8 protein-coding genes are annotated in these 11317 nt (G+C 47.1%); 1 reads left to right on the top strand and 7 read right to left on the bottom strand.

Annotation, left to right across the window (positions count from 1 at the left end; genetic code table 11):
- Positions 1-79: 79 nt before the first annotated feature.
- Complete coding sequence (locus tag I6E49_RS11595; protein WP_235402445.1) at positions 80-2470, bottom strand: TonB-dependent receptor; 2391 nt, start codon at positions 2468-2470, stop codon at positions 80-82.
- A gap of 223 nt (positions 2471-2693) precedes the next feature.
- On the opposite strand from I6E49_RS11595, the gene pyk reads away from it, so the two are divergent.
- Positions 2694-4145: a pyruvate kinase gene (pyk, locus tag I6E49_RS11590; RefSeq protein ID WP_235402444.1), complete on the top strand. Its 1452-nt coding sequence runs from the start codon at positions 2694-2696 to the stop codon at positions 4143-4145.
- Positions 4146-4662: 517 nt separating this feature from the next.
- Here pyk and I6E49_RS11585 read toward each other — a convergent pair.
- The 6 genes from I6E49_RS11585 to I6E49_RS11560 form a co-directional block, all read right to left on the bottom strand.
- The gene (locus I6E49_RS11585; RefSeq protein ID WP_235402443.1) at positions 4663-4869 is read right to left on the bottom strand and encodes a hypothetical protein; all 207 of its coding nucleotides are present in this window, start codon (positions 4867-4869) and stop codon (positions 4663-4665) included.
- Between the two features lie 159 nt (positions 4870-5028).
- The gene (locus I6E49_RS11580) at positions 5029-7581 is read right to left on the bottom strand and encodes an ATP-dependent Clp protease ATP-binding subunit (protein WP_235402442.1); all 2553 of its coding nucleotides are present in this window, start codon (positions 7579-7581) and stop codon (positions 5029-5031) included.
- 90 nt (positions 7582-7671) lie between these two features.
- Positions 7672-8952, bottom strand: coding sequence for a M64 family metallopeptidase (locus I6E49_RS11575; RefSeq protein WP_235402441.1), 1281 nt, complete (start codon positions 8950-8952; stop codon positions 7672-7674).
- 21 nt (positions 8953-8973) lie between these two features.
- The gene (locus I6E49_RS11570) at positions 8974-9381 is read right to left on the bottom strand and encodes a 2-amino-4-hydroxy-6-hydroxymethyldihydropteridine diphosphokinase (protein ID WP_235392865.1); all 408 of its coding nucleotides are present in this window, start codon (positions 9379-9381) and stop codon (positions 8974-8976) included.
- Positions 9382-9399: 18 nt separating this feature from the next.
- Complete coding sequence (gene hisB, locus I6E49_RS11565; protein ID WP_235402439.1) at positions 9400-10476, bottom strand: bifunctional histidinol-phosphatase/imidazoleglycerol-phosphate dehydratase HisB; 1077 nt, start codon at positions 10474-10476, stop codon at positions 9400-9402.
- A gap of 13 nt (positions 10477-10489) precedes the next feature.
- The gene (locus I6E49_RS11560; protein ID WP_235402437.1) at positions 10490-11260 is read right to left on the bottom strand and encodes an RNA methyltransferase; all 771 of its coding nucleotides are present in this window, start codon (positions 11258-11260) and stop codon (positions 10490-10492) included.
- Positions 11261-11317: the final 57 nt, after the last annotated feature.

Below are 11317 nucleotides of genomic sequence, written 5' to 3'. Positions count from 1 at the left end.
ACCCAAGGCGCTGCCTTGGGCTATGTGCTTTTGGGGCTTTCAGCCCGTTTTGTTTGACTTTTGACACGCCCTCATGTTTTTAGAAACTGAAATTGAAATCTGCTCCAAATGTTACGGGTGCTCCCTTTTGACCGAAATAGCGCTTGGTGCGCGATGCCGAACTGTCCATGGCAAACGTACAATAACGTGTGTTTGTAAGGTTCTTTGCCCACAGGTTTACTGTAAAATGCTTGAACCCGAACTTGGCGTGAGCGTTAAGGAGGGCATAGACCTTCTGTTTGTAGCTGTTAGCCTCGTCCCAATAGATTTCGCCCTGGGCTGTAGTACCTGCACCTATCACTACGCTCTTAAGAAATGACTGCTGTGGAAGTATTGTATAGTCGGCATTTGCCGAGAGAGTGTGTTCTGGAGCGAACGGCACTCTATTACCTCTATAGTCGTTCTCGCCATCGTTGTAGTTGCGGAATGTGGCATTAGTATAGCCGTATGCCACAGCCCATGCAAGAGCGTTGTTGAACGAACTTCCGCGTAGAGTCATTTCGCCACCAAAACTACGGCTACGACCTGCATTGACCATCATTCTTCCGAATCCGTATGTACCTGCCATAACCGACAGCTGCTGGTTCTTTATCTGCATGTAGTAGGCAGAGAGGTCAAGATGGACAGCCTGATTGAAGAGATTGAGGTGGGCACCCGCTTCATAGTTCCAGCTCTCCTCAGGCTTGTATGATATAGTATTGTTCACCTTTGAGTAGTCGTCGGCAGAGTGGGGGATGTCGTAGCTTTCCTTCATTGCCTTCATGCGGTTTGCCATGAGTTCGGTCTGCAGAATGTCGGAGAACATCTGTATGTTGTAACCACCTGCTCTGTAGCCCTTGCTGACTGAGGCGTAAAGATTGCCGATTTCTCCACCATTTGACTGCGAGACTTTGCCTAAATCATATGTTAATGCCAACTTAGGCAACAGCTGATTGAAGGTGTTGTGGGTACGGCTGTTAAAGTGAGAACTGAGCGTGTTCGAAGTCTTCTGTCCCATGATGTTTTTATCCATTGTCATTATGGCACGAGTGTCGTAATGGATTGATGTGCGCGAGAGGTCGTAGCGCAATCCGAGAGTAGCCCTCAAGCGATTGGACAGTTGCAGGCTCGACTCGTGAAACAGGGCTGCGTTGAGCTGAGGAGTACGGAACGTGCCTGGCACATCAATACCAATGCCCATGCTTACGCCACCAGCTTTTTCTATCATTGTTTTGGCGACACTCTCAAGCATTCCTTCGGCTATCATCCCATTAAGTATGCTATTATAAATAGTCCCGGCAATAGCTTTTCCCATCGGTCCGGTCATACTCTCGCCAAATCCTACAGGTCCGTCAGTATGGAGCCATTGGTAGCTGAAGAAGGCACCTGTGACACGACGCCAACGGTTATCGTCATGATTCTTGATGGCAAATTCCTGTGTCACGGCATTCATGAGCTGGCGTTGGTGCAGCTGCATAAAGTCGAGCGCCGTATAGTCCTGGTCCATCTGCATATTGTCGTTCAGATACTGATAGCTCGTGGTGGAATTGATGTCGGCATTACGACCCTTGTAGTTGACGTTAAGTCCTACCGAGAGCAGATGGCGACGATAGTTGTTGGGCAGATTGGTAGAAGGGTCTTGGGCGCGACCTGTGGCCACGTCGTATTCGCCGTATGCAAATCCGTTCTGTCGCACCCATTGATAGTCGGCTGTGAGCGAAATCATAGTGCGGGCTGTCTGCTGGCGGATCAGCTTCAGACGTGCTCCTGCCTCGTTTCCGTTGTCGGCACGCTTGCCCGTAGCTTGGTTGTGTTGAAATCCATTCTGTCCGTTATAGAAAGCAGATACAGAATATGCTCCCAATCCTTCAGCCTTGCCATAATGGCTAAGCTGTGCCATGCGCCAGAAATGGTTTCCAATACTCATCTGTACATCTGTACCTTGATAGTACAACGGACTCTTGGTGTAAATCCTTATTAATCCTCCCTCGGCATTCTGTCCGTAGAGCGTGCCTTGCGGACCGCGAAGCATATCAATACGACTGATGTCGTAGATATGGGTGTTGAAGGCACTCTTGCTTACCAGGGGTATATCGTCTACATACATGCCAACGGCAGGGCTGTTGACTCTGGCTCCGATACCACGCACATATACAGATGATGTGTAGCGCGAGCCATAAGCTGGCATTACAAACGAGGGGACTCTTGAAGAAACGTCCCTTAAGTCGCGTGCTGCAAATGAGCTGAGAGTGCTTGCCGAAAGCGATGTTGAGCTGACGGCTTGGCGGCGCAATCGTTGAATGTCTTTGGGGCGAGAGGCTACTATTACCTCGTCGATGTCGTAGACACGGGAAGTGTCAGATAGGTGTTTTTCGTTAAAGTTGAAGCTGTCGGCTACTGCCATTGATGGCAGAAAGCATAGAGCTGAAAATACACAGAGTTTTGAATCCATCTACAATTCTTTTACATGATTTAATTTGTTTAACGGTTGCAAAATTAGTCATTATCTTCAATCTGCACAATCATAACTTATGATGAAAAGAATGATAACAAACAAGAGCAAAGCTAATTTGCTACAAATAAAAAAATATTTTGATTGCATAAATCAAAAATGTGCTCAAAATTCCGTAACTTTGCACAAGAGAATATCAAAAACACATTTATACATACAGGTAATGAAACAGACAAAGATTGTTGCTTCTATTAGTGACCGCCGTTGTGACGTTGACTTCATCCGCAAACTTTTCTTTGCGGGCATGAATGTAGTGCGTATGAACACGGCACACGCCACTCCAGACGGGATACGTACTATAATACGGAATGTGCGAGCTGTATCGCCACACATCGCACTTATGATTGACACCAAGGGCCCTGAGGTGCGCACGACAGGTGTTGAGTCGCCTATAGAATACAAGACTGGTGACATGGTGAAGATTTTCGGACGCCCGGAGATGGACACTTCACACGACATCGTAAACGTGTCGTATCCAGACTTCGCTAAAGATGTTAAGGAAGGCGACCATGTACTTTTTGATGATGGCGAGCTTGATATGCTTGTTGTCGAAAATGTAGGTCCGATGCTTGTAGCACAGGTGCAGAACGACGGAGTGCTCGGTGCACACAAGAGCGTAAATGTTCCGGGCGAACACATCGCTCTGCCTGCAATTACCGAGAAAGACCGCCAGAATATTCTGCTTGCTATTGAAGAAGACATTGACTTCATTGCCCATTCGTTTGTGCGCTCAGCAGCCGACGTTCTGGCAATTCAGAAGATTCTTGACGAGCACAATAGCGACATCAAAATCATTTCGAAGATTGAGAACCAGGAAGGTGTTGACAATATTGAGGAGATTATTGACGCTTCGTACGGTATAATGATTGCCCGTGGCGACCTTGGCATTGAGGTGCCAATAGAGCGCATTCCAGGCATTCAGCGCCAGATTATTCGCAAGTGTGTGATGATGAAGAAGCCGGTAATAGTGGCTACACAGATGCTTCACACCATGATTAAGAATCCGCGCCCTACACGTGCTGAAGTTACAGATATCGCCAATGCTATCTACTCTTACACAGATGCCCTTATGCTTTCGGGCGAAACTGCCAGCGGTAAGTATCCTCTTGAAGCAGTTAAGACAATGGCTGCCATCGCCGAGCAGGCTGAGAAGGACCGCAACGCTATGGGAGAGTGGGAAGTGCCGATGAACGAAAATTGCTCGCAGCGCGAATTTCTTGCTCATGCTGCTATCGATGCCACTCGTCGTATTGGTGTGGCTGGTATCATAACTGATTCGCTTACAGGTGAGACTGTACGCCATCTGGCTGCTTTCCGCGGACCTAACCCCGTGCTCGCCATCTGCTATAAGGAGAAGACCCAGCGCTGGCTCAATCTTAGCTATGGCGTAATTCCTATCCATCAGAAGGAACAGGCCTCGGCTGAATATATGTTTATAGCAGCCTTGCGTATGCTTCGTCAGAAGGGATACATCACTCTCGACGACAAGATAGCTTACCTTAGCGGTAGCTTCGGATTGGGCAATCCTACTGGCACTACATTGCTGGAAATCAATCAGGTCAGCCAGGTATTCGACAAGTCGTATGAGTTCCACTTGCCACAGAAGGAACAGTAAGAACAATTTCATTATGAATCTATAAGAGGGTGTCAAAATGGGCTTTATAGGAATATAATAAGAAGTTAATCCATCTAACTCCCATTTTGACACTCACTCTATATAAATTTGTTATCAGATAAAGATAACAAGAATTATTATCACTCCAAATGTCTGTATGAACCTTAATCACGACAAGGTGTTTCAGTTGTTTCAGTTTCAGTTCGTTTTTAAAGGGTCAGTTATCTCTCAAACCCTCTATTATATACTTATAACTAATTAATAATCAATATATTATATAAGAATAAGGAAATGTCACACCCCTTCAAAATAAACTGAAACAACTGAAACTGAAACGCCCACCTCCATCAAATTCTCTCTAAAGAGCTGATAATCAATAAATTGTCACGTTGCACTAATGTAACAAATATAAAAACAACCTCAGTAGACCTATGCCACGACAAGGAAAAACATCGATTGCATAGCTCTTTTTGTCTCGCAAGCATCAAATTATATACAATAGCCCATCGTTCTTTTACTATTCCCAATCCTTGGTGCACACGTAAGTGAGGCCGATTTCACCCGAACGCATCCCGAAACCATCCCGAAGACCCACAAAACGGGCTGAAAGCCCCAAAAGCACATAGCCCAAGGCAGCGCCTTGGGTGTACGGATTGAAAATAGCAAAACGCCCTGCAAGGGCAAAAGCATTGATAATTAACGCTTTTGCCCTTACAGGGCGCATTATGATTTGCGATACTTTTACCCAGGGTGTTCTTGCTTAGGCAAGCGGCAGAGCCGAGCGGCCCTGGGCTATGAGCTTCTGCCCCTTCGGGGCGTACTGCTGTGACTTTTGACACACCCTCATAGCCTTCTCGCCGTTTGTATTTTCTGTAACGTGATTTTAATCATTGACAACAGTCAACTTGTCTTCGTCTGCTTTCTTGTCAACGATGATGGCATCACCAGTATTGATTTCACCAATCAGAATCTTTTCGCAGATTTCGTCCTCTACGTATGTCTGAATGGCTCGCTTAAGCGGACGTGCGCCAAACTGCGGATCATAGCCTTTTGAGGCAAGGAATGTTTTAGCTGCATCTGTTACTGTCAGAGCATAACCATTCTTTGAAATTCGCTTGACGAGTTTGTCAAGTTCTACATCAACAATTCTTCTTATGGCCTTAGCGTCAAGCTGGTCGAATGTGATTATCTCGTCAAGACGATTCAGAAACTCTGGGGCAAACTGACGCGAGAGAGCCTTCTGAATGATAGAGCGGGCATATTCCTTCGACTGCTCATTGGCTGCACCATTTATCGACATGGCATTAAAACCTATACCATGGCTGAAGTCCTTGAGCTGGCGTGTGCCGGCATTGGAAGTCATGATGATAATCGTGTTGCGGAAATCGACTATTCGTCCGTTGCCATCGGTCATACGTCCCTCGTCAAGAACTTGCAGTAGCAGGTTGAATACGTCGCCGTGGGCTTTCTCTATCTCGTCGAGCAGCACGATAGAGTAGGGGTGGCGACGTACACGCTCGGTAAGCTGTCCTCCTTCTCCATAGCCAACATATCCCGGAGGTGCGCCAACAAGGCGCGAGGTGTTGAACTTCTCTGAATACTCGCTCATGTCAATGCGTATCATGGCATCCTTAGTACCGAACATTTCCTCTGCAAGGCGTTGGGCCAGATAGGTCTTGCCTACACCAGTTGGACCGAGAAACATGAATACACCAATCGGACGGTTGGGACTGCCCAGACCAATACGGTTGCGCTGTATGCTTCTCACAACCTTGTTGATAGCCTTCTCCTGAGCTATGACCGAATTGTTGAGACATTCACCAAGACGGCGCAGACGGTCGCTCTCTTTCTCTGAGATGCGCTGCAAAGGTATTCCTGTCATTGTAGACACGACGTTGGCTACATCAGCAGAATCGATAGTTTCGCGATTTCCGTCATCGTGTGTAGCCCACTCTTCGTTGAGTCTCTTCAATTCGGCTTCAAGCTGGCATTGGCGGTCGCGATAGCTTGCTGCAAGTTCAAAGTCCTGATCGGCTGCTGCAGCATGTTTCAGTTGCTCAGCCTGGCGAATTTCCTTTTCCTTGTCGACTATGGCTGGCGGAATTACAGCATGTTGCAGATGAACACGCGAACCGACCTCATCGAGTGCGTCTATTGCTTTGTCGGGATACTGACGCCCGGTTATGTACCGACCGGTAAGTTCGACACAAGCCTTCAAGGCTTCGTCTGTATAGCGCACGTGATGATGGTCCTCATAGCGCTCCTTGATATTATGGAGGATTTCGAGAGTTTCTTCGGCTGTACTCGGTTCTACCATAATGCGCTGGAAGCGACGCTCCAAGGCCCCGTCCTTCTCAATCGAGTTGCGATATTCGTCGAGAGTAGTTGCTCCAATGCATTGTATGAGTCCGCGCGAAAGTGCAGGCTTCATTATGTTGGCTGCATCCATTGACCCTGGTGTGCTGCCAGCGCCTACAATAGTGTGAATTTCATCGATGAATACAATTATGTCGGGATTGTCCTCCAATTCACGTAGCAGGGCTTGAATGCGTTCCTCAAACTGTCCGCGGTATTTTGTACCGGCTACAATCGAGGTCATGTCGAGTCGAAGTATGCGCTTGTTGAACAGCAATGGTGACGTGTGTCGGCTTGCAATCTGCTGAGCCAACCCTTCGGCTATAGCACTCTTGCCGACTCCAGGTTCGCCTATAAGTATCGGATTGTTCTTCTTGCGGCGACATAGCACCTCTGTAACGCGTCGCATCTCATTAGTACGCCCTACAACGGGGTCCAGTTTTCCGTCCGATGCGGCCTTTGTCAAGTCTGTTGAAAACTTGTCAAGAACAGGAGTTCCGGTCTTACCACTTGTCTTGCTCATATCGGCTGTTCCAGCTGACGAAGTACTGTCGCCACGTCGGCTGTTTCGGCCTGTCATATTTTCGTCCTCTTCCTCTGACAGCCCTATGCCGTCTACAGTTGTCTTAGAGTTTGGTTTCAGCAGATATTTCATTGCCAATTCATAGTTTATTCCGTATTTTCCGAGTACAGCCTTTACGCCGTTTGAGGCGTTGTCGTGCAGAATGGCCAATACAATATGTTCGACATTAACGGTTTGTGAGTGAGCCAATCGGGCTTCAAGAACCGATAGCTTCAATATATTATTGGTCTTGTCGTCAAGCGAAGTAACATTGTTTGCCTGAATCTGAATGTCATCATGTGCCTTGGATTCTGATGATGACAACGACTCTATACTTTGCTTTAATTCATGTACATTAATATCCAAGTCTGTAAGAATCCCCGTCATCGGATTCTTACGCTCACGCAAAATAGCCAACATCAGATGTTCTGGTCTGACGCTGCTGCATGAGAGTCTTGCTGCCTCTTCGCGGCTATAAGCAATAACTTCGGACACTAATGGCGAAAATTGATTTGTCATTTCTATATTATCCTGTTTGTAAAAGAGGGAGTGTTAAAACCTTTTTGTCTTGACACTCCCTTATCATGTCCAATTATGTTGTATATGCTCCTATTCTGTGTAGAAGTTGATAAGCTCGCGTAGAGCCTTCTGGCAAGCCGGACAGAATTCCTTAACGTCGTTGCTGCGCATACGACAGTCAGGCGTAGCACGATACACTCCCTTAAGACTGTAGCCGGCACCTTCGTAGAGACCTATTTTATTATCAGGAGCCTTTGTCTTCTTGCCTTTCTCAATCATATTCTCCCATTTGCCATGGAAGTCAACGAGAGTTGTTATGTTCTTCTCCCATGGCTCCACATCGTGCGGATACATAGGTATTTGCTCTTGTTCGTAGGCGTACTCGTCGGCAAGTCCGGCAAAGCTGTGTCCGAACTCATGCACAACGACCTGCTTGTACATCGGATGGTGGGTCATAGACAGGTTGTACGAGTTCAAGATGCCGCCTCCGCCGTATTCCTTGGTATTCACAAGCACGATGATGTGCTCATAGGGAGTACCTGCCAGTACGTCGTGCAGACTCTTGAGATTGAGCGTTGTAAGATAACGGTCGGAATAGAATGTGTCAAAATGGCTTCCAAGCGCAGTATTGCGCCAAATGCCCTTTGAAGGCTCGCTCGTTCCGCTGTCTACTGAAGGCGACTCGACAGCAACGATATTGAAACGGTTGCGCATCGACTTGAAAGGCTCATGCTCAAACAACGCTTCGGTTGCAATCTTGGCATCCTCAATAAACACGTTCATCTCGTCCAGCTTGTATCCTTCGGCTACGTAAGCAATATGGATGCATTTTGTAGTGTCAGCAGCCTGCTGTATCGTAGTGAAAGGTGTTCGGTTCTTGAATCCTGTATGTCTGATAAGGATGTCAGCAGGATCTACTGTGTGCGTCATTGTTCCTGTTATCTCATGGCGATTGTTGCGCAGATCGACAGTTACGTCAACCTTCTCGTTCGGCATAGGGATAAGGAATACGTTCTCAAATGCCTTGTCGGATGTCTTGGCTTCGTCATACGACTGCCACTCCTGGAAGAGTGTAGAGAACGAGTTGCGGAAAATCACCTCTGAAGTGCCGTGCTTACGTACTGTTATCTGTCCGTTGCCTTCTACAGGTAGTTGTGCCAGATGCTTGCGCTTGCCATACCAACGTGGTGACATGTTCAACTTGTCGAGCGAGATGCGTTGTGTGGTAGCATTGCCCGAGAAAATGTAGTCGATGCGTAGGGTTGAGTCACGGAAGGTCTCAGCAAAGTTTATCTCCTGAGGCTTGTTCTGTCCCATCGATTCCGTTGCGCCCAGCGCGGCAAGTGCAAGGGCAAATAATATTTTTTTCATATGTTTCAATATTATAGTAGTTTATACATTCGTTAATTGTATTTGTAGCATTTCTTCCATTAGCGTCTTTATGTAATGGCGTTGCCAGTCAGACTGATGAAAAAGTTCATCGTCGTATCTCAGCAAGTCAATGTCCATAATCACTTCGCCTCGGCTTCTTGCCATACGTGTGTCGCCACATTGCCTTTCTATTTGCTTCAGCTTGCTGACGACCTCCTCTGTGTCCAATGTTGAATTGAAGACTACAAGCATATTGGCGAAGCGTACATTCGTATTTCCCATTCCGATTGGAAGCGTCAGCATGACGCGTGAGAACCGGCAGTCGGCGAACGTGCTGTCAAGAATCTCTCTGGCTTTTGCTATGTTCGACTGATGGTTGACGTTCGTGCCGACGCAAGCAATTATCAAATGCTCGTGTGTCTTCTCCATATTACTCTGTCTGTTTTTCTATAACATACCCTTTGTAGAGGGCAATTCAAAGTGGTGGATGTCGCGTCGTACAGCCATGTGCAGAGCGCGTGCAAAGGCCTTGAATATTCCTTCTATCTTATGATGCTCGTTTGTACCGCGTGCCTCAATGTCAAGATTCATGTGTGCAGCGTCGCTCAGACTCTTGAAGAAGTGAAGGAACATTTCGGTAGGCATGTCGCCTATGCGCTCGCGCTTGAATTCGGCATTCCAGTTAAGCCATTGACGTCCGCCGAAGTCGAGTGCTACCTGGCAAAGGCAATCGTCCATGGGCAGACAGAAACCGTAGCGCTCTATGCCTCGTTTAGAGCCAAGACACTTCTCTATACATTGTCCGAGTACTATAGCTGTATCCTCGATTGTGTGGTGTTCGTCCACATTCAGGTCGCCCTTGCACACAATGTCCAAATCTACATGTCCGTGTTTGGCTATCTGTTCGAGCATGTGGTCGAAGAATCCGAGTCCCGTGTTTATGTTGCATCTGCCGTGTCCGTCGATGTTCATAGCTATACGTATGGAAGTCTCCTTAGTGGCACGTTCTACAGAAGCCGTGCGTTCGCCAGCAAAAAGTATTTCGGCAATCTTAGGCCATGTCATTCCGTCACGACCGAGAACAAGCGACTTGCAGCCGAGGTTTTCGGCAAGCCTGGCATCCGATTCGCGGTCGCCAATCACATACGAATTCTCCAAATCATACTTGTCATTATTCATATATTCGCGCAGCATTCCCGTCCCAGGCTTACGCATGGGCGAGTTGTCCTTGGGGAAGTGGTCGTCGATGTGTTGGGCTTCAAACACGACGTTCTCGGCTGCCAATGTCTTTATTATGAAGTTGTGTACGGGCAGAAAGGTCTCGGTAGGAAAACTATCCGTACCCAGTCCGTCCTGATTGCTTACCATTACAAACATGAAATCCGTGTGCTCATGTATGAATCTAAGGCTGCTTATAGCATCTTCAACAAAATCCAGCTTCTCAAAGCTGTCAACCTGTTCGTCAGCAGGTTCCTTTACAATAGTTCCGTCTCTGTCAATAAAGAGAATCCGGGTCTTTTTCATTTCGTTTTCCATACTATCTTCTTCTAAATTCTGCGCATATTATAGCTGTGGCAACAGCTACGTTAAGACTGTCGGCTGTGTCACGACCTTCTGGATAGTTGGGGATACGCAATCCCTTGGTTATGAATTGCCTGATTTGGGGCGAGATGCCTTTGCCTTCGTTGCCCATTATTATTATGCCGTTATGCGACAGCTGTTCTGAATACATATTATTTCCTTCAAGAAGTGTACCATAAACTGGTAGAGTAGGGGGAATGGCTTCGAAAAGCTGCTTCAAGTCCATATACGACACTCTCACTCGCACAATGCTGCCCATCGTGGCCTGCACAGCCTTTGGATTGTACACGTCGACCGTGTCCTTACTGCAGATAATGTCCTCAATGCCAAACCAGTCGGCTATGCGGATGATAGTGCCCAGATTGCCTGGGTCTTGCACTCCATCAAGTACGAGTGTGAGTTTTTCGGCAAGTGAAGGCAACTCCTCAGCAGTCATTTCTGCAAACTTCCTGAATACCGCAATAACCTGTTGTGGATGACACAGGAAACTTACTTTTGTGAGTTCGTCGGACGAAACTACGATTCTCTCGCATTGCAAGCCGGCCATAAGTTCGTGTTCCTGTGCAAACCACTCCTCAGTCGCGGCAATTACCGACAGCTGGTCTTTGTGTCTTGACATTATGTCGTGCACTATTTTCGGACCTTCAGCTACAAAGGATTGATGCGCATCGCGGTTCTTTTTCATCTCCAGGGAGTGTAAAAACTTTATCTTGTTCTTGCTAAGCATTATGGCGTTTTCTATTTGTCAGTTACTATTTGTTCGACAAAGATAAGCATATTAATT

Source organism: Leyella stercorea, from assembly GCF_021531655.1.
Note: the sequence above shows the minus strand (reverse complement) of the source record. Positions and strands in the feature narration are given on the sequence as shown.